The organism is Dehalobacter sp. 12DCB1 (assembly GCF_004343605.1).
In the GTDB taxonomy this organism is placed as follows: Bacteria; Bacillota; Desulfitobacteriia; order Desulfitobacteriales; family Syntrophobotulaceae; genus Dehalobacter.
Genome location: NZ_POSF01000015.1, coordinates 58,189 through 74,813, shown reverse-complemented (window position 1 = coordinate 74,813; position 16,625 = coordinate 58,189). Strand labels below are relative to the sequence as shown.

Annotated in this window: 17 protein-coding genes and 1 riboswitch; of the genes, 9 read left to right on the top strand and 8 right to left on the bottom strand. The window is 39.9% G+C overall.

The features are described 5' to 3' along the window. The first annotated feature begins 125 nt into the window (after positions 1–125). Entirely contained in the window at positions 126–1,220 is a 1,095-nt protein-coding gene (locus tag C1I38_RS09140; RefSeq protein ID WP_119775118.1) for a D-alanine--D-alanine ligase family protein, read from the top strand. Between the two features lie 182 nt (positions 1,221–1,402). Here the strand turns inward: C1I38_RS09140 and lexA are convergent, their stop codons facing one another. Beyond that, on the bottom strand, positions 1,403–2,029 hold the full coding sequence (lexA, locus tag C1I38_RS09135; protein ID WP_020492519.1) for a transcriptional repressor LexA: 627 nt from the start codon (positions 2,027–2,029) through the stop codon (positions 1,403–1,405). A gap of 172 nt (positions 2,030–2,201) precedes the next feature. On the opposite strand from lexA, the gene C1I38_RS09130 reads away from it, so the two are divergent. The 3 genes from C1I38_RS09130 to C1I38_RS14425 all read left to right on the top strand — a co-directional run bounded on the left by C1I38_RS09130 (position 2,202) and on the right by C1I38_RS14425 (position 4,569). Then, entirely contained in the window at positions 2,202–2,519 is a 318-nt protein-coding gene (locus tag C1I38_RS09130) for a LysM peptidoglycan-binding domain-containing protein (protein WP_158582041.1), read from the top strand. A 102-nt stretch (positions 2,520–2,621) separates the two neighbouring features. After that, positions 2,622–3,461 (top strand): M23 family metallopeptidase, encoded by an 840-nt coding sequence (locus tag C1I38_RS09125; RefSeq protein WP_119775116.1) that lies wholly within the window; start codon positions 2,622–2,624, stop codon positions 3,459–3,461. Between the two features lie 883 nt (positions 3,462–4,344). Further along, positions 4,345–4,569 carry a transposase gene (locus C1I38_RS14425; protein ID WP_119775115.1) on the top strand — a complete coding sequence of 75 codons (225 nt, stop codon included), beginning with the start codon at positions 4,345–4,347 and terminating at the stop codon, positions 4,567–4,569. Here the strand turns inward: C1I38_RS14425 and C1I38_RS09115 are convergent. From C1I38_RS09115 to C1I38_RS09105, 3 genes are all read right to left on the bottom strand, one after another. After that, complete coding sequence (locus C1I38_RS09115) at positions 4,531–4,866, bottom strand: hypothetical protein (RefSeq protein ID WP_119775114.1); 336 nt, start codon at positions 4,864–4,866, stop codon at positions 4,531–4,533. The two genes, C1I38_RS14425 and C1I38_RS09115, sit on opposite strands and share 39 nt — an antisense overlap. Before the next feature lie 391 nt (positions 4,867–5,257). Beyond that, entirely contained in the window at positions 5,258–6,016 is a 759-nt protein-coding gene (locus C1I38_RS09110) for a hypothetical protein (RefSeq protein ID WP_119775113.1), read from the bottom strand. A gap of 299 nt (positions 6,017–6,315) precedes the next feature. Continuing rightward, positions 6,316–7,176, bottom strand: coding sequence for a DegV family protein (locus C1I38_RS09105; protein ID WP_119775112.1), 861 nt, complete (start codon positions 7,174–7,176; stop codon positions 6,316–6,318). 181 nt (positions 7,177–7,357) lie between these two features. On the opposite strand from C1I38_RS09105, the gene C1I38_RS09100 reads away from it, so the two are divergent. Both C1I38_RS09100 and C1I38_RS09095 read left to right on the top strand, forming a co-directional pair. Further along, a complete protein-coding gene (locus tag C1I38_RS09100; protein WP_119775111.1) occupies positions 7,358–8,326 on the top strand; it encodes an arginine deiminase family protein in 969 nt (322 codons plus the stop codon). Positions 8,327–8,666: 340 nt separating this feature from the next. Beyond that, a complete protein-coding gene (locus C1I38_RS09095; RefSeq protein WP_119775110.1) occupies positions 8,667–10,157 on the top strand; it encodes an FMN-binding glutamate synthase family protein in 1,491 nt (496 codons plus the stop codon). A gap of 5 nt (positions 10,158–10,162) precedes the next feature. On the opposite strand, the gene C1I38_RS14030 is transcribed toward C1I38_RS09095, so the two are convergent. The 3 genes from C1I38_RS14030 to C1I38_RS09085 all read right to left on the bottom strand — a co-directional run bounded on the left by C1I38_RS14030 (position 10,163) and on the right by C1I38_RS09085 (position 12,444). After that, on the bottom strand, positions 10,163–10,336 hold the full coding sequence (locus C1I38_RS14030; protein ID WP_165904935.1) for a hypothetical protein: 174 nt from the start codon (positions 10,334–10,336) through the stop codon (positions 10,163–10,165). Positions 10,337–10,352: 16 nt separating this feature from the next. Further along, positions 10,353–11,282, bottom strand: coding sequence for a hypothetical protein (locus C1I38_RS09090; RefSeq protein ID WP_243103669.1), 930 nt, complete (start codon positions 11,280–11,282; stop codon positions 10,353–10,355). Between the two features lie 208 nt (positions 11,283–11,490). Then, positions 11,491–12,444 (bottom strand): tetrahydromethanopterin S-methyltransferase subunit H, encoded by a 954-nt coding sequence (locus tag C1I38_RS09085; protein ID WP_119775109.1) that lies wholly within the window; start codon positions 12,442–12,444, stop codon positions 11,491–11,493. Positions 12,445–12,603: 159 nt separating this feature from the next. Then, positions 12,604–12,780: riboswitch (cobalamin riboswitch) on the top strand. A 128-nt stretch (positions 12,781–12,908) separates the two neighbouring features. Between C1I38_RS09085 and cobT the strand changes: the two genes are divergently transcribed. Further along, entirely contained in the window at positions 12,909–14,027 is a 1,119-nt protein-coding gene (gene cobT, locus C1I38_RS09080) for a nicotinate-nucleotide--dimethylbenzimidazole phosphoribosyltransferase (RefSeq protein ID WP_119775108.1), read from the top strand. A 63-nt stretch (positions 14,028–14,090) separates the two neighbouring features. Here cobT and C1I38_RS09075 read toward each other — a convergent pair whose 3' ends face one another. Beyond that, positions 14,091–14,585, bottom strand: coding sequence for a hypothetical protein (locus C1I38_RS09075; RefSeq protein WP_165904936.1), 495 nt, complete (start codon positions 14,583–14,585; stop codon positions 14,091–14,093). 364 nt (positions 14,586–14,949) lie between these two features. Here C1I38_RS09075 and motA point away from each other — a divergent pair, with 364 nt between their 5' ends. Beyond that, positions 14,950–15,750, top strand: coding sequence for a flagellar motor stator protein MotA (motA, locus tag C1I38_RS09070; protein ID WP_119775107.1), 801 nt, complete (start codon positions 14,950–14,952; stop codon positions 15,748–15,750). Between the two features lie 2 nt (positions 15,751–15,752). After that, positions 15,753–16,481 carry a flagellar motor protein MotB gene (locus C1I38_RS09065; RefSeq protein WP_119775106.1) on the top strand — a complete coding sequence of 243 codons (729 nt, stop codon included), beginning with the start codon at positions 15,753–15,755 and terminating at the stop codon, positions 16,479–16,481. The last annotated feature ends 144 nt before the right edge of the window (positions 16,482–16,625 follow it).

Below are 16,625 nucleotides of genomic sequence, written 5' to 3'. Positions count from 1 at the left end.
ACTTAACAAGATGTGAGGAACGAAACATATGAATAAGAATGATTAAAGGTAATTTTACCTGGAATCTATCGTAAAAAATAACCGGGGATTTAGACACGGTATGACTTGAAGGGAGTACAATCAAAATGAACAACAAAACGAAAGTGCTTGTTATCTTTGGCGGTCAATCGGGAGAACATGAAGTTTCAGTCATTTCTGCAGCTTCAGTCATCAAAGCGCTGCATGTTGACCGGTATGAGATTCAGACCATCGGGATCACCAAGGAGGGAAGCTGGTATTGGGGGGCAAGACCGGAAGCGTGGAAGGAAGCTAAAGCCGATATCACGGACGGCGCCAAACAGGTCGCAGTCGTTTTAAACCCGCAAAAACCTTACTTTCAGGCTATAGACGGAAGCAAACTGCCGGATCAGGGCAGATGTGATATTATTTTTCCGGTCATGCATGGCCCTAAAGGGGAAGACGGTGCGATTCAGGGACTTTTCGAAATGGCGGGGTTCCCCTATGTAGGTTCGGGTGTGCTGGGTTCTTCTCTCGGAATGGATAAAGACCGAATGAAGGCTGTTTTCAAAGAAGCCGGGCTGCCGATTGTGCCGCACCTTACTTTGCTTCGAAGTGAAATCAATGCTGCACCCGAAGTAGCGGTAAAGCGCATCTCAGACAGCATTGGTTTCCCATGTTTTATCAAACCAGCCAATCTTGGTTCCAGTGTTGGTATTTCCAAAGCTGAAGACGATAAGCAACTGTTGGAGGCGTTAATCTACGCAGCAAAATTTGACCGAAAGATTGTGATTGAAAAAGGTGTGAAGGCGAGGGAAGTTGAACTGAGCGTCCTTGGCAATGAAAGTGCCAAAGCCTCCATTCCCGGTGAAATCAAACCGGCCAAAGATTTTTATGATTATGAGGCTAAATACCTAGATAATAGCTCAGAACTGATCATTCCAGCCATATTGAGCCAGAAATTGATCGAACAGCTTCAGTCCTATGCAGTGACTGCCTTTGAGGCCGTCGGCGCTTCGGGGCTAAGCAGAGTTGATTTCTTCGTTACTGAAGACGAGCAAATCTTTATTAATGAAATCAATACGATGCCCGGCTTTACACAAATTTCAATGTACCCAAAACTGTGGGAAGCCAGCGGCTTAAGTTACAGCCTGCTTCTTGATGAACTGATCAGACTTGGATTCGAAAAATTCAGGGATGATGCCGACAGAAGACTTTCCTGAGCACATCTCTTAAAGGGAGTCTATCCTTAATCAATCAGGTGATCCTCAAACAGAATTCTTCTTATCTGAAATGAAGATGATCATATAAAATGATATACAGGTAATACTTCAAGTCTTACCCGCCAACAAGGGCGCAGCAGATAAATATTTCCGCTGCGCCCTTGCTTTTTCCCGCTATTATATCAGTGGATATCTCGGAACAGACCGATCACTTTGCCGAGAATGGTTACGTGATCGGAATAAATCGGCTCCATATATTGGTTTTCCGGCTGGAGCCGGATCTGGTTCTTTTCTTTGTAAAAACGCTTGACTGTGGCGCCATCTTCCGGGCCGTCTGCGACTAAAGCAACAACAATATCTCCATTGTTGGCATTCTGCTGTTGTCTGACCAGAATTAAATCATCGTCAAAAATACCTGCATCAATCATGCTTTCACCCTGAACCTTCAGCATAAAGACCGTATCTGATTTTACCATATCATACGGAACAGGGAAGGAATCCTCAATGTTCTCAATGGCCAGGATCGGCTCACCAGCGGCAACATGTCCGACTACCGGAACGTGAACGGTCTTTCTGGTACTGTATTCATTAAAGGAATCGAGGACTTCGATGGCCCTGGGCTTCGTAGGGTCCCGTCTGATATATCCTTTTTCTTCAAGGATGTTCAGATGATTATGCACAGTCGAACTTGACGTGAGCCCAACAGCTTCGCCTATTTCACGGACCGAAGGGGGATAGCCTTTTAAGGCAATCTCCTTCTTGATATTATCCAAAATCTGCATCTGACGTGAGGATAGATCCGAAGTCATGACATCCCTCCTGATTATTTATTTTAGGTCATTATTTGGTCTAACTAGATCGTAACATAAAAATTGGAAAAAAGCAAACAAATGTTCGTAATTTTTCTTGACACGAACATCCGTTCGTACTATAATCAAAACATAAGAGAACATATGTTTGATCTAACGGAGGTTGATGATCATGATTGCAGTATCTAGATCCTATATGCGTTATAGAAGAAATTCAATTAAAATTGTATTTGTATTGGGGCTGTGCCTGATAATTATTGCTGCGCTTTTAATGTCTCTGGTGGTAAATTACCTAATTGCTGAAAATTCCAAACCTACATCATATAAAGCGATCACAATACAACAGGGGGATACGTTGTGGGAACTTGCTGCAGAATCCAACTACAGTAGTGATATCAGTGCACTGGTGGATAAAACTATGCGCTATAATAACCTACGCAGTACGTATATTGAACCAGGACAGGTGATCTATATTCCGGTTCGGTCATAATCAAGTAATTCTTACGAACTTTAATTATGTCTCTATATTTCTATATTTTAGTCTATATTTTAATATAACCTCCATATATACAACTATGGAGGTTATTGCTCTATGAAACATATTCAACAATTCCGAAAGAAAATATGGCGTGGTGCTGTCGTATTGATCATTATTGTGATGATTACCATCCCTACCATCATCATCACGCGAGCAATCGTCTATAATGAATCTAAATCAGACGCTTATAACGATCTGTCACTCCTAGCTCCTGAAGTTGTTATCCATTATCAAGAAGTAAGACTGGATTCATGGAAGGACTATGTGGCTGTTATTCAAGTTTGGAATATGACGGACAATGACCAGTCATATAAGGAGAGTATTGATCCAACAACAAATCACCTCGTTCAGCAGTTAGATAATGGAATTAACTTCAATAATCTTGACTGGTCCGGATTGAACATTGAAGCAATCAAACAAGCAAAATACTGTCGCCATTTACTTGATCAATATCTATTCTTTACGCCAGGAGAATATCAGTTCCCACTTCAAGAACCTTCGCATTATACAGATACCTTTGGTGCCGACAGGGAGGGGGGGCAGCGAAAGCATGAAGGTACTGACATTTTTAATCAAAAAGGTACACCGATATTCAGTGTATGTAATGGTACATTGGAAAGGATTGGATGGAACAGGCTTGGTGGAGAAAGGGTCGGCATAAGAGGCCAGGACGGAAACTATTATTACTATGCCCATCTAGAAAAAGTCAATGAGGCATTGCTTGTCGGGAACAGCATTTCCAAAGGAGAACTAATCGGAACAATGGGGAATACAGGTGATGCAATCACAACACCTGACCATTTACATTTCGGAATTGAACTGCCGAATGGTAAATGGATCAATCCATACTCTTGGTTAAAAGTTTGGGAATTTAACAGTCGTTTAAACAGATAGGAGATAGATCGGTATACAGCCAATCTAAGATTATTGCTACCTGTATTTTAAGATTTTTATAATTCACCAAAAAAGGTTTATTAATGGTGTAAGTGTTATTAAAAACTATTTGGGTCCGATAATAAATATTATGTTAAGTAAAATTAATTTAGGAATAGGGGTCATTCATTGGAGTTTGTGTTCAGCAATAAATCTATTGTGATTGCACTGTTCCAGTGTTTTTGATTTATGGCTTGCTTAATTATATAACTTCTATATTGTCGCTCGCATATTTTCTTCATAGCTCTTGTATTTTTTATATTTGTCTCTGCTTGTCTGCTGGCCTGTTTTACTCTTTATAATTATTGTTCTGTTTTCTTATTGTATTTGTCCAAAGATGCTTCTGAAAAACAGCCTCATATTTGCCCTGTAAGACGTTAAAATATATTGGGTAAGGTATTCGTACCTTGAAATATTTGTACGCTTATTTGAGTTAGTCAATTCCGAGGCAATTTTAGTTTTGTTACGATTTGTAACAAGATTCTGATTTAATTGCAAAGCTTAGACTTTAGTATATAGTTTGACAACGAATTTATGTTAGATTAACCTAAAGTAATTTTAATCCTCATATTTATTGAGATGCAGTCAATTATATAAATGAAAAATGAGTTATAGGATTTTTAATTAGACACTCAGTCAATAAGATTAATTATTTCATCGTTTAAAGGTCAATCAAAATATAATATTTTATAATTATAAAAGAACATATACATTTTTATTAAGAATTCCCTTTTTACTCATGTGATATATTTCACAATTTTTATTTTATAATATCTCCTTTTCATGATTTGTATATTGAAACTCAAAATTGGCAGATCTGTCCTAGATCGATGCTTTCCTCTTTATGAAACTGTGTTTGCTCATCTTCGTGGCAAGTAAGAACAAGATATCTAAACGTGGTTCTAGTTATTTACGTAAGGCTTTATACCAAGCAACAGTAGCCGGAATCAATAACCTGCCAGGCGGTCCTCACAATAAGATCCTTTATGAGTTCTACTCGAAAAATATGAATTCACGTCAAAAATTATATTTACTGGCTTGGTGGTCCTATTATATTGCCAATCAATAACATTAAAACACCAAAAAGAAGTACAATGCCAAGAGGTATTGATAGATAGACCAATAAAGAGTGTTCATTATGTTTTTTGACAGCTATTAGTCCAATGGCAGAAGCAATGATTATTGCTGAAAACATAAGATAAATGACCGTTCCAAGAAATGGACTATTAATAGGATTCGGATATTCGATCGTGTCCCCTTGTATTGAAGAAATTATACCCCCTGCTACTGCTAAAGCAATAAAAGCAATAAATAATCCTACTGACCATTTCCCAGCACGAGTTTCGGGCAAAAGTACCATTTTCATGAGATACACCTTCTTTCAAAAAGAAATATGTCCAGACAATCTCTCCATTGAATACTTACTATGTGTTAGAATTCTTAATATTCTATAATTTCCATGCATTTTCTGTATTTCCTCTAAAATACCCCCCGAAAAAAACAAAAAGTCAAGGCATTTAAATTGCCCCTCGTGTTTATATGTTATTTATTGTTAAACTGCTCCCTTGAGGCTGATGATAGTCTATTTTGTTGATCGCCTTGCCTTTATAATCACCAGCCAAAACATCCATTGCTTAAAAATAAAATTACAAGGGGTTACCACCTATGGTTGCAATCCCTTGTAAATTACTTTTAATTGTTTTTAACAATTTAACAATAATGAATCTTGAGATAATAAAGCCTTGACTGAAATAAATTTACCCTTCGGAACAATGCCCTGGACAATCCGGAGCAAACCCTTCGTTGAATAACGTCAGCTCGTTTACTAGATTGCTGGCTACCACTTGGTCCGGAGAGGAGGTTGCTAGGAAGGTATTTGCGGCTGCGATTATCGTAGTTGCAAAGTCGCAAGTTGCCCCATTTTGCACGTTAAGGTCAGCTGTAAGGAGCTGAGCATAGAGATTTTCATAAATAGGTGGAAGGCCGGGTTGTAACGGCGTGTTTCCTGACAGAACTGTGCTTGCATTTTGTGGTGTAACAGTAAAGCTAAAGCCCTGTTGATCAATTCCTAGAATGATTGAGCCACCTGCGTCCCCGATCAATTCGTTAGTGAAGTCTGGATGATTGAGGAAGAAGCCACGTGTAAAAGTGCAACCAGCTGTCCCTACACATGGCCCTGTTATTGGTGTACCGCAAATAATTGATCTTTCTACTGCACTAGCTGTCGCACTAAACGTTAAAGGAATTTGGACACAAATCCTCTGACCAACTGTGAAAGTACAAGTTCTTGTTGGTGATGGAGTCCCGGTACATGATCCAATAAATGGGTTACCAACACAGAAAGAACGAACATCTCCAACTTGAACACTTGGCGTAATCGTTACATCGGCGTCAATACACACTGTCTCATGAACAGTTACTGGACATTGAGCGACTTGATCAACTTGATCTGAACTTATATCTGCTAAGGATGCTTGTTTAGTGTTTGAGTCTTCACAACCACAAGGATTTGCCATATAATTCTTCCTTTCTTATTTTAAAGAACTTTAAACCTGACTTGAATTTCCCGTTGCAGACTTTTGATAATTGGAACGTAACTTTTACAAGTTTTAAACCATCCCTCCTTTACGTTTACTATAGAATATGTAAAAATTCCATGTTTGGGACAAAGATAACTCGTGTAATATTTAATGACTTTTACAATTGAAAAACAAAGTATAAAAGCCCCATATCCCTTGGTAAAATATCAAGCTAAGGGGATATGGGGCTTTCAGTAATAATGAACCAACTCGATATATTCTCCGTAACATACCTTTCATTTTCTTAATGCTTTTTGCGTGCAATAAACAATGCCAATGCTACCCGGACCAACATGCATGCCGATAACCGGTCCGATAGCCATGATATCTACGTTAGCTTTCAACTTATCTTTAACCAGTTGTGCAAGATCCTTTGCTTCATCCAGACAATCGATATGATGAATAATGATTTCTCCTAAACCATATTTGCTTATATTGTCCAGCAATATATTAATCATAGTTAAAACTGCCTTTTTCTTCGTTCTTACTTTTGTCACAACTGTTGTTATGCCGTTTTCCACAGTCAGAATCGGAATAATTCCAAATAAATCACCAATTAAAGCACTGGCCCCACCAATCCTGCCGCCTTTCTTGAGGTATTTGAGATTATCTGGAATGAATAAAAACCTACTCCTTTGGATATTTTCTAACGCTGCTTCTTTAACCTCCGCTAACGTCTTATTCGCTTTTGCTTCTCTTGCAGCCATAATGACCGCTAACCCTAGCTGCATGCAATTTGACCTAGAATCAATGATTTCTATCCTAGCATTTTTATGCTTCTCTAATACCATCTCTTTCGCTAATTGACCTGTTGAACATGTACCACTCATTTCTGAAGATAAAAAAATACAGCAGAGGCTATCTCCCTCCTCTATTACCGTAAGCATTTCATTATATATCTCTCCCAAAGAGGGCTGCGAAGATGTCGGAATTCCATAAGAAGCCATTTTTTGATAAAACAGATCCTTATCAATATCTACTTCTCGTAGACTGTCACTCCCAAATGAAAGGTTTAAAGATACCGTTCTAATATTGAGTTCTTCTTTAATTTCCTCACTTATATAACTTGTGCTATCAGTTAAAACCTGTACAGCCATTTGTTAATCTCACTTTCTTTATTGGCCTATTTTCTATTTCGACAATTATTTTCATTTTATCATATCGTGTTAAATACTTCTTGTCTATTATTCTTGCCCTAAAACTTTCATTATGTAACATAGCCGTTCTCAAATTGTGAATACTACATCCAGATAATTTTTCTTATCAAGGGGGTATCCAATGTTAAACCATCCTGAATTATTTGGCACGGAAAAATTGGGCCGTTTACGGAAAGTCATTCTCCATAAACCCCAGCAGTCTCTGAATTTAGTCAATCTGACAAACTATCAGGAATGTTTATTCAATTTTGTCCCGGATATTCCTCGGTATCAGTCGGAACATCAACGGTATGCGGACCTTCTGCGCGCTCAAGGAATTGAGGTGCTGGAACTCCAGGATGTTGTACAGAAGAATAAAGCTCTCCTACATTCCTTACCCAATCTACCCTATCTGAACGATACTTGCCTGATAACGAGCCAAGGAGCTATTCTTTCCAAGATGTGTCCTGGCAGCCGGGCAGGAGAAGAAACAGTTGTCGGAGAAGCTCTTGATAATCTCGGCATTCCCCTCTTTCATGCCTTTCAGGGTCAGGATCAGTTTGAAGGGTGTCTAGCAATTTCGCCTGAAATTCTTTTTCTTGCCGATACACAGCGGCATACCAGAAGAACGCTCGAAGAATTTTTCAGCAAGGTACTTCATCTCTTTCCGCAAATCATTTATGCGGAGATTCCCCAGGAAAGACGGTATATGCATCCGGATATGATTTTTGGCAGAATCAGTGAAAGCCTAGCTTTGGCCTATTTGCCGGCTTTTCTGAAGACTTATCTGATTACGGCAAAGCAACGCACAGAAATCAACGTCCAAGAATATCTTGCGTGCAGGGAAATGGAGATTATCGAACTATCCGACCAAGAACAGCAGTCCTGGGGCTGCAGTTTTGTTTCGGTCGATGCCAATATTCTCATTCATTATGATATTGCCTTAAGTCTTCAGACCCAAAATGAACTTAGCCGCAGAGGCGTAGAAATCATTCCGTTCCATCCTGAGGCCTTATTGGCTGGGGGCGGAAGTCTCCGCTGCCTGACTTTACGGGTTTGGCGGGACTCTAATCTTCAGTTAAAGACTTCTCAGCGCGTCAATCAAATTTAAGATGATGGCGACGACAACGCAAAACCCTACCGGGTAATAATGAAACAAAAACAATTTGGAGATGTGTTCCATGTATGGCACTGTTAAGTGGTTTAACTCCGAAAAGGAATATTCAATTAATTCTTTCATCACTGCATGCGTCACGAAATATCGGCACATTACATGATTCACATCGTTAAATAAAGGTTCGGAATCGAACCTCTTCGTATTGATATCTAGAAGTGACAAATAATAAAAGGTATTTTTTTAAAATTTAGGATAAGAATAATACTGTTCATCAAAAATCATAAAAAGTCATTCGAATTCTTTGAACTAAGCATTACATGTGAGGTGACATTATATGAATAAAGATTCGCGAGATTTTAGTTTTTCTTTTAAGACTCTCGGCTCCATTGCAGCCATTTTAACAGCTGGTTACGCCATAGGACATCACAAAGAACAAAAGTCCCTAATAATCCGTCGCGCAAGAAATCGAAGAATAATGCTGGCATCTTTGCCGTTAGCTTTATTAACTACCGGGCCATTAGCGCGTAAAATCGTTCAAAAAAATGTAACAAAAGCAATTACCATTTTAACAACAGATGAATACGGTAAAAATGTCATAGAGCTATGGACTGCCATTCATCGGGCCGGTGTTCAAAATATTGTTGAAAACAATTTAAGGGCAACACAAGGGACAACGATTAATAGGCCGATTGGCAGTTCAAAAAGGTTTGACGGGTTCGATAACCTTATGTTTGTTCCACCCCAAATGACGATGGTCTCTAAATCGGGCGAGACCGCAGTTGACATGAAAGTGACACTTGGCCCCAAGGCAGCCAAACCTCTTACAGTCAATATACCTCTCCTTATTTCTGGAATGGCTTATGGAATTGCTCTAAGTGAGCCCGCAAAAATAGCTTTAGCTAGGGGAGCAAAACTAGCGGGGACAGCTACAAACTCCGGTGAAGGCCCCTATCTGAAAGAAGAACGCGACGAAGCGGATAAATATATTCTGCAAATTGCCAATTGGCCGTGGGGGCTACGCACGGACCAAGAAATTGCTTCTGCGGACATGCTGGAAGTACATATTTCGCAAGGAGGGCAGAAAGGCGTCTTCTATATAGCTCCGGATGAAATTAAAGGCAAAGCACGTAAACTTATGGGTTTATCCCGCAATCAAGGTATATCGGGTCTACCTGCTCCTCCCGGTGTACAAAGTGCCGCAGATTGGCCCATATTGGTCAATAACCTGCGTAATAAGGCGAATGGAATACCCATTGCTCTGAAATTGATGGCCACGGACAAAATTGAAGAAGATTTAGGTTTAGCTGTGGATGCAGGGTTTGATGTCATTGCAGTCGACGGAACGCAAGGTGGATCTCTTGTTTCCAACCCCACCATGCAGGATGACTTTGGAATTCCCAGTCTCCATGCGTTAGTTCGCGCGGTCCGTTACTTACAAAAACGCGGAATTCGAGAACAGATAAGTCTGATTGTATCTGGCGGCTATTTTAATCCTGGAAGCTGTTTAAAAGCACTTGCGCTTGGCGCTGATGCTATTTATCTGGGTACCGTCCCCTTATATGCCTTAGCCAACAAGCAGCACAAAAAAGTAATCCCCTGGGAGCCTCCTACAGTCCTTGTTAGCTATGCATCAAAATATAACAAAAAGCTGAACATAAACTTAAGCGCTGAAAGGGTATCGAATGTCTTACGTTCTATGACGGTTGAAATGGAACAAGCCATTCGTGGTTTGGGGAAAACTTCTATCAAAGAACTAAGCCCTAGCGACTTAGTGGCGCTTGATACGTTTTCTGCTGAATTAACTGGGGTAAAAAGAGCCTATTAGTTTAATTATAAACCTAGAATTTGCTTGAATTCTTCTTTTAACTGTTTCTTAAACTGTAGATTCGGCTTTACGGTTACCTTATTTTCGCGCAATTGAGGCAGAATCTTGAGGAACCCGTAGTCTTCTTTTTCAACTGTTTCGATCATTTCCTTTACCTTATAAGATTTTCGCATATTCATCAATCCCCTCTCCCTCTTAAAGATTTAGTTCACGATTAATGATCAATTCCTTGAGAGCTTCGTTGTTATGACAAATGTTGTTCCAAATACTATCGATGATCATAGCATCAATCTGCTGAAACAGATATTTTTCGCTTTGAACATAGATGATGGCGCATACTTCACTTTTAAAGAATAAAGGAACAACCATAATTGATGCATCGTCGCTGATCCTAAAGTCTTTATTAATAATTGATTCCTGAGCCAGCTCCTTTAATGTGGCTCTATTCACAATCGGTACTTTTTTATATGAGGCAATCTCTTCAGAGACAATCAGATAATCGGAATGCGTCTTTCTAATATTATATAGTTTAAATTGGATATTGATTACCTTTGTGATACTTTTAATAAAATAGGGATCATTAATTTCTTTGCCAATGTTTTTGATATCTTTAATCATTTCAATGACCGATGCGTTGTTTAAGATTCTTAATATCCCCATCAAGGCGACACTGATTTCATTCAACATGGCATTTTTTATAACGGAAGACTCAGACAATATAGCCTCCATACTAAGCTCACCGTAAGGTGTTTTAACGCCAATTGTTTTAAAACTTAGAAACGGCAGCTTAATCATTAACAACCATAATAAAATATATAGGACGATTCTCATCCCTTGAAATACGGGTGCTTGAAGAATTTGAGCAAAGACACCTAAATGATCTGTATTTATCCCTACAAGATTGCCTAGAAATAACTCCTCACAGAAATAAAAGCCAATAAATATTGCGATAAGTGCGATAAATATTCCCCATATTTGTCTGGCATTTAACTGTTTTACCTGATAAAGTGTTTTAGACAAAAACGTTTCAAATGTGCCGAAGCATATTATGATCACTGCTCCTAAAATGGTTCCTAAAGCAGTACCACAAGCTATCCCTATTAAGATTCCGTATTTTGCAATCATATTATTGCCCTCACTTTTATCCGATTACAACACCAGTACCAATATATGGAAATGTATAGTCAAAAATTACTCCTTGTGGAATATTGGAAATAATTTCTAATATACAAATATATAAACAGCTCCTTCCAGGCAGTATCCTTAACAGGATCACTTCAGAAAGGAGCTGTTGTCCTATACATTCACTTACAAAATGTACAATAACTGTGTTTTATTTGGTTTTATCAAATTCTGTCAGTTTCTGAGCAAAATCACCATAAAATCTATACAGCGGATGTGTTGGACTAGCCGGCAGCTCCCCGCTTTCATCATATGCTAAGGTAGAAACCATCAGCGAAGCTGCAGCTACAGCAGGCAGTACGCTTGGCGCCCCTTTGATCGGCCCATAAAATAGGAAATCGCTCCACAGGACGGCCGATACTGCATGCACTGCAGCATTTATGGCGGAAAAGCCTTCCCCACCCCACATTTCCCGGCTTTCTTTCCACATATACGTCCCATTAGCAGGGGCTGATCCAACCGGCCAGCCGGTTTCCGCTTTGATTTGTTTACCTGCCAGGGCTGAAAAAGAAATAGACGGAAGATTCATTACGGTCGTATCGATTAAGACTGAGGAAAAATCTTTTGCTCCAATGGCTGTCAGCATTTCACGGCATGCCTGTACCCTGCCGGAAGGAGTCTGGTTCGTTTCATCGAAGACCTGCAGGACCACGTGTTTGATTCCCAATTCTTTTAATACCGCTGCCTGGCCGATCATGTCTTTATCCCAAGGTGTAATGCTGTTATATAAAATTTTGTCCTGAATACCAAGGCTGGCAGCATATTCTGCCGTATCAAGACGCGCTTTTTCGCCCCAAATGTCAATAGCAAAAGGGCGGTTGCTGATTGTAAGGTAAAAATCAATATATTCCTTCATCTCATCTGCGGAAACCGCTGTCATAGCGACTATGGCAGGTATCCCTGTCTGATCGGACAGCTCTTCCTGCCTGAGAATGTATAAACGGGCTTTTTCACGATCAAATTTCCTGTCACGGCGGCTTTCTAGAATACGGTCTCCGTTATGAAATATTGAGGATATAAGCAGAGGCGGATTATCTCCAGGTTGGCCACCGATAATCATGTCACAGATACGGCAAACTTTTGGTGTTAAGTCATATTTAAACATTTTTTCTCCAATATCTCTTTGGATGATTTAGCAATCGTATTATACCATATATTATTGTAAATAACCATTATTTAACAGCAATTGCCAGATTGAGCGATTATTAAAAATTAATTTGACTTGACTTTATTTATGATTTTCGTTATCTTAATAGAAGTTGAATATATGTATACAATCTTAGGTGCCCCACTAAGGGGAGAATAGGAAAATCGGTCTAATCCGATACGGACCCACCACTGTATAGACGAGTCCCCGCTGATCCACTGGCGTATGCTGGGAAGGTGCGTTCAGGACGTTTGAGTCTGAGTCAGGAGGCCTGCCTAAGAGGTAAAAGTCTTTCCTGGGTAATGGAAAGCGGCGGTGATGACGGCAAAATCCCGACCACAAGAAAATTTGTGGTGGGGTTTTATTTTTTATCGGCTACGGATGGCCTAACAAATAATTTTATTTAATTGGAGGTTTTTTAAATGAGCAGCCTTACAAAATTTCATGGTTTGGAAAATCTGAAAAATGCGACTGGGCAGGAACTTGAAACTGCGTTACAAGAACTGATGGGCGGAATCAAAGCGCTCGATCAGGAAGCTTTGGCAGGTATGAAAAGCCGTGTAGATGCGAAAATTAAGCCCCTCGGAAGCTTAGGTGTCTTAGAGGATATTGCACAACAGCTCGCAGGCATATTTGGCACTACACACCCCCAAATCAATAAAAAAGCAGTCCTGCTTATGGCCGGAGATCATGGTGTTGTCGTCGAAGGCGTCAGTGCTGCACCTCAGGAAATCACGAAACAAATGTTCTATAGTTACCTAAATGGCGGTGCAGGCATCAATGTCCTCGCCCGGAACGCCGGAGCAGATGTTATTTGTACGGATATCGGCATTGCCACCCCATTCGACGCTCCTGAACTTATGGCCTACCGGGTTAAAAACGGAACAGACAATATGGCGAAAGGACCGGCAATGACCCGTCAAGAGGCCATACTTGCAATACTGACTGGTGCAAGGATTGCCGCCAATGCGATTGACTCTGGTGTTAATCTGTTAGCAACAGGTGAAGTCGGTATTGGCAATACAACACCGAGCGCTGCCTTAATCTCTGTGTTTACCGGTCACTCTGTTGAGGATGTTACTGGCCGCGGAACGGGCTTAAAAGATGATGCCCTGATTAATAAGCAAAACGTGATTAAATGCGCAATCGAAATTAATCAGTGTGACCCTGCCTCGCCGATTGATACCCTGGCTAAAATTGGTGGACTCGAAATTGCTGCGCTCGTTGGAGCAATCCTCGAAGCTTCCTATCAACATGTACCGATTATCCTCGATGGCATCATTTCATCTGCTGCAGCAATAACCGCAGCAAAACTGGCACCCCTATCCACTTCCTATATGATTGCTTCTCATAGTTCAGAAGAGCTTGGACAGCATCTAGCTCTTCATCAGCTTGGGCTCAAACCTAGACTTGACTTCCATATGAGACTTGGAGAAGGCACAGGTGCCGCCTTGATGTTCCCGATGGTCGAGGCAGCCCTTAAAGTCGCTGATGAAATGGCCACATTTGAACAAGCTGCAGTTACCACTGGAGACTTCTAAAATCTGCAAAGAAAGATAAAAAAGACATGTAGGGCATAATCCGTTCATGTCTTTTTTGCATATTCATCGATATTCAATAAGCCTTTCATTTTTCTTTTGTTCAAGATTATATTTTAAATCTGCGACACGCTGGACATAACCATCAGGATCATATAAGCCGCCGTCTTCTACCATCTTAAGAATGTCTTCAAGGCCGTAGTGATTAGATAACAGCATCAGATCAAAGACAAACTCATCGGCATAGCCTTGATCAACCCAGTAATTTCTGTAATATGCCAACTTCTCTATGTCTGACTTTGCAGTAGTGATTTGGATATTATTAATTCCTTCGGCTCGATAAACTGCCAAAACCAATTCATACGACAAATCATTTTCTTTACAAAGATTAAAGATAATGCCCTGGGGGTCATTCGGCAAAATGACATAAATCACGGAAATCTCCTGCGCAGTAGCAGACATTCCTTCTGCTTGTTGAACGGAGTGAGAGCAAACATATACAAGGATAACAATAGGAATGATAACGAATAAGCTACGACTAAAACCTTTTCTAACAAACATGATGCCCACCCCTTGCTTATTAAATTTTCTAGTTATTCAGAATACTAAAGCCCCTTTCAAGAATCAAGACCTTAAAATATAAATTAGTGTGTATTAGACAATATTCTTAATATTCTGATATTATTATATCATAAATATTTTGTCCGATATATATCATTATCTTAGGATCAATATTTATTTTATAGCTATATGTTTCTTTTTGATAATATATGCTGTCTGTTAAAAACTAATAAATATTTTCTAAAAATGACAGTATTCTCTAATATTTTCTATTAATGAGCTGGTTAAAAAATCTGCATAATGATACAATATTTTTATAATTCGCAGACTATCTGTAGATAAAAATTTAATAAAGGGTGTAAGAATGGACATTTTTTTAATTATTGGAATCGTTGTAGGCGCTCTTGCCGTAGTCGTAGGCATGATTGTCAAAGGAGCCAATGTAGCTGTGCTGTTGAATCCAGCTGCGGCCATTATTATTCTGATCGGGACAACTGCAGCCGTGATGAACTCATTCCCAAGAAAAGAATTCTTGAACATTCCGAAAGTATTAGCTGCCCTTTTTCGAGAAAAACAACCGTATGATGCGGTGTCGTTGATTGAACTTATCACCGATATGGCGATGACAGCCCGTAAAGACGGCTTATTGTCCCTTGAACAGACGATTATGGAAATTGAAGACCGTTATTTGCAAAAAGGGCTAAGCCTGGTAGTTGACGGATTGGAGCATGACTATATTCAAGAAATTATGGAAATGGAAATTGATAATATGGAGGACCGTCACCGTGCCAATGCCTCGATATTTTCCGCGGCAGGCAGCTATGCTCCGACGCTGGGAGTATTAGGTGCGGTCGTAGGACTAATCGGAGCGCTCGGTAATTTAAATGATACGGAAAAACTTGGCCATATGATTGCCGCTGCATTCGTCGCGACATTGTTTGGTATTTTTCTCGGCTATGTTGTCTGTCACCCAATCGCTTCCCGCTTAAAAAGAAAATCTGCTGCCGAAACTAAGAATATGCGCATTATTGTCGAAGGAGTTCTGGCCCTTCAGGCCGGAGAGAACCCTAGCAGCATTAAAGTAAGATTGACTGGCATGCTCGATCCAAAAGAAAGAAAAATCCTAGAGGAAAAGGAAAAAAATAAACAAGGCAGCGGTGAATAAGGATGTCGAAGAAAAAGCAACACCATGAAGAACATGTTGATGAATCCTGGCTGCTGCCGTATTCCGACCTGCTGACGCTTCTGCTTGCACTTTTTATCGTTATGTTTGCCATAAGTCAAGTCGATAAAGTAAAACTGCAGCAGTTGAGCGAGTCTTTTAAGGAAATTTTTGCAGGTGGTGCCAGCTTTTTAGAAAAGGAAAGCGACCAAGTGGTAGAACTTGAGCCATCCAGTTCTGAGGATGTTTTTGCTTCTGAGCTTGAACAAGATAAGATGGCAGATATAAAAAAACAACTTGAAAAGGAAATCTATGAAAGCGGTTATTATAATAACGTCAAAGTAAATCTGGATAAGGAAGGTTTGCAGATCGTTATTCAGGATGTGATGCTTTTTGCGTCGGGTGATGCGGAAATCCTCGATGCGTTCTCCCCTCTCCTTCTGCAGATCGGGAAAATGCTAAATGATATGGATAACGATATAAAAGTCGTAGGCCACACGGACGACCGTCCCATCCATACTGAGAAGTTTCGTTCCAACTGGGAATTAAGCGTGATTCGTGCAATTAACGTCATGAATTTTCTGGTTAATCAGGGCGGACTGAATCCTGAAAGATTTTCAGTTCAGGGCTACGGGCAGTACTCCCCTATTTCCGATAATACGGTTGAGGAAGGCCGGGCAGAAAACAGGCGCGTTGAGATCTTCCTGCTTCGTAAGTATCCCGTTGCAGAATAATAAGAAAATTGAATTGATCTTGGAAAACATGATCATTGAAAAAATACGATTGCATTCAGACAATCGTATTTTTTAATATATTCAGAAAAATGAAATCTACTTGACAGCAGTATAATGTTGAAATATCCTGGAATTAGTCGAATT

Bases quoted from the DNA above. Each gene is read 5' to 3' on its own strand.
- C1I38_RS14030 (WP_165904935.1), bottom strand. From the start codon at position 10,336: ATGAATATGCGAAAATCTTATAAGGTAAAGGAAATGATCGAAACAGTT.
- C1I38_RS09100 (WP_119775111.1), top strand. From the start codon at position 7,358: ATGTTAAACCATCCTGAATTATTTGGCACGGAAAAATTGGGCCGTTTA.
- C1I38_RS09130 (WP_158582041.1), top strand. From the start codon at position 2,202: ATGATTGCAGTATCTAGATCCTATATGCGTTATAGAAGAAATTCAATT.
- C1I38_RS09095 (WP_119775110.1), top strand. From the start codon at position 8,667: ATGAATAAAGATTCGCGAGATTTTAGTTTTTCTTTTAAGACTCTCGGC.
- C1I38_RS09115 (WP_119775114.1), bottom strand. From the start codon at position 4,866: ATGAAAATGGTACTTTTGCCCGAAACTCGTGCTGGGAAATGGTCAGTA.
- C1I38_RS09065 (WP_119775106.1), top strand. From the start codon at position 15,753: ATGTCGAAGAAAAAGCAACACCATGAAGAACATGTTGATGAATCCTGG.
- C1I38_RS09075 (WP_165904936.1), bottom strand. From the start codon at position 14,585: ATGTTTGTTAGAAAAGGTTTTAGTCGTAGCTTATTCGTTATCATTCCT.
- C1I38_RS09125 (WP_119775116.1), top strand. From the start codon at position 2,622: ATGAAACATATTCAACAATTCCGAAAGAAAATATGGCGTGGTGCTGTC.
- cobT (WP_119775108.1), top strand. From the start codon at position 12,909: ATGAGCAGCCTTACAAAATTTCATGGTTTGGAAAATCTGAAAAATGCG.
- C1I38_RS09105 (WP_119775112.1), bottom strand. From the start codon at position 7,176: ATGGCTGTACAGGTTTTAACTGATAGCACAAGTTATATAAGTGAGGAA.
- C1I38_RS09085 (WP_119775109.1), bottom strand. From the start codon at position 12,444: ATGTTTAAATATGACTTAACACCAAAAGTTTGCCGTATCTGTGACATG.
- lexA (WP_020492519.1), bottom strand. From the start codon at position 2,029: ATGACTTCGGATCTATCCTCACGTCAGATGCAGATTTTGGATAATATC.
- C1I38_RS09090 (WP_243103669.1), bottom strand. From the start codon at position 11,282: ATGATTGCAAAATACGGAATCTTAATAGGGATAGCTTGTGGTACTGCT.
- C1I38_RS09110 (WP_119775113.1), bottom strand. From the start codon at position 6,016: ATGGCAAATCCTTGTGGTTGTGAAGACTCAAACACTAAACAAGCATCC.
- C1I38_RS14425 (WP_119775115.1), top strand. From the start codon at position 4,345: ATGAAACTGTGTTTGCTCATCTTCGTGGCAAGTAAGAACAAGATATCT.
- C1I38_RS09140 (WP_119775118.1), top strand. From the start codon at position 126: ATGAACAACAAAACGAAAGTGCTTGTTATCTTTGGCGGTCAATCGGGA.
- motA (WP_119775107.1), top strand. From the start codon at position 14,950: ATGGACATTTTTTTAATTATTGGAATCGTTGTAGGCGCTCTTGCCGTA.